The sequence below is a fragment of the Moorena sp. SIO4A1 genome (assembly GCF_010672065.1).
Taxonomy (GTDB): domain Bacteria; phylum Cyanobacteriota; class Cyanobacteriia; order Cyanobacteriales; family Coleofasciculaceae; genus Moorena.
The window spans coordinates 1-1,324 of record NZ_JAAHHX010000794.1 but is presented as its reverse complement, the minus strand read 5'-3'; the positions used below and the strand labels follow the sequence as shown (position 1 = coordinate 1,324).

Here is a 1,324-nt window from a genome sequence, read left to right as displayed (position 1 = left end):
TCTCATTTAATTCACATTTTGGGCAGACAAGAGCAGAAAAATCAAGGGACAATTCTTCCGACTACCTCCTATATAATTCCCATTTCTCCTAACTCCTGACTCCACACTCGCTGACTCAATCCCATACCAAAAGACTTTTTCAGCAAACCCTAAGTAATAAGACATAATTTTTACTTTTATGTCCAATTTTATTATTAATTATTATGGATAGTTAATTTTAGCTAGCTAGGATGATAATTAATCCATAAAATCCTCATGGATTGAGCCTCAAACTATATATTACTTGGAGAATAAACGGCATGAGTCATATCAAGATTAATGACCTCAAACCCAGTGGTGCTGAATTATTTGATGACCCGGAAAGTTTTCTAGATGAATTGACTAATGATGACCTACAACAAATTATGGGTGGATTGAGGTTAGCCCTGCCCCCAGATGCAGGTTTTCTTCAGAGACTTAGATATAAAATTCAGGGAATACTATTGTCCCCTAAAACCCCAGTTATCTAAGAGGTTGTCTGAGAAGTCCCATTTGCTACATCCAAGCCCCCGTTGGTCCCCCAATTTTGGGGGACTTTTAGAAGCAAATGGACTCTTGTTCCCCCCAAAGTTGGGGGGCTAGGGGGGCAAAATTCAGTATCAAAAAACTTTTCAGATATCCTCTAAAAGGGAACAGGGAGTCGGGAGTCGGGATTCGGGAATATGGCATCAAAAATTCTCACCATTGATTTAGGTACCCTATAGCAAACAATTCAAGCCCCCAGTAGCAGCAAAGTAGTCTAGAAATTATTAAGATTTGTGAATGCGATTGACCTTGGCCAAAAGGCCACGCTACGCGAACGGTCATCGCTTCAATAGTTTTCCAGAAAACTCCCAAAATCAAAGATTTTCCCTAGAGAGCCCTGGAGCAGTAACACAACCCAACCTGGGAAGCCAGATCAACTCACTTAGGGAGCAGGCTAAGCGTGAATGAGTTGTCAGAGCTATCTATCTAGCAATGGAGATTGGCTATGCTTTCCAAATCGATGGGCGGAGGCGGACAGCAGAGGCTACCTCTGAGGAACACATCCCTCAGCTGATGGAACAATTACTGTTTACCGATACTTTTTAGCTACCAAAGTCTACCAAGATAGACCATTACCCGCCAATGCAAGCTGTTCACGAAGTGTCGGCTTTGCCGAATCTCTCAGCCAGGGGGTATCTCCCAAAGCCCGTAGGAATATCCCACGAGCGCCATTGATGTCACGTTCGCGAAGCGTGACCAAAGGTCAATCCATTTGTTGGTTATCGATTTTTGATTTGATAATCTTGCTCCCGCCGATATT

3 protein-coding genes are annotated in these 1,324 nt (G+C 42.7%); 2 read left to right on the top strand and 1 reads right to left on the bottom strand.

What is annotated here, in order from left to right; all coding sequences use genetic code 11:
- Positions 1-299 precede the first annotated feature (299 nt).
- Positions 300-509, top strand: a complete 210-nt coding sequence (locus tag F6K53_RS42980) for a bacteriocin (protein WP_293086753.1) — start codon at positions 300-302, stop codon at positions 507-509.
- Between the two features lie 67 nt (positions 510-576).
- On the opposite strand, the gene F6K53_RS42975 is transcribed toward F6K53_RS42980, so the two are convergent.
- On the bottom strand, positions 577-708 hold the full coding sequence (locus tag F6K53_RS42975; RefSeq protein WP_293086750.1) for a hypothetical protein: 132 nt from the start codon (positions 706-708) through the stop codon (positions 577-579).
- A gap of 93 nt (positions 709-801) precedes the next feature.
- Here F6K53_RS42975 and F6K53_RS42970 point away from each other — a divergent pair, with 93 nt between their 5' ends.
- Positions 802-972, top strand: a complete 171-nt coding sequence (locus F6K53_RS42970; RefSeq protein WP_293086747.1) for a hypothetical protein — start codon at positions 802-804, stop codon at positions 970-972.
- Positions 973-1,324 lie beyond the last annotated feature (352 nt).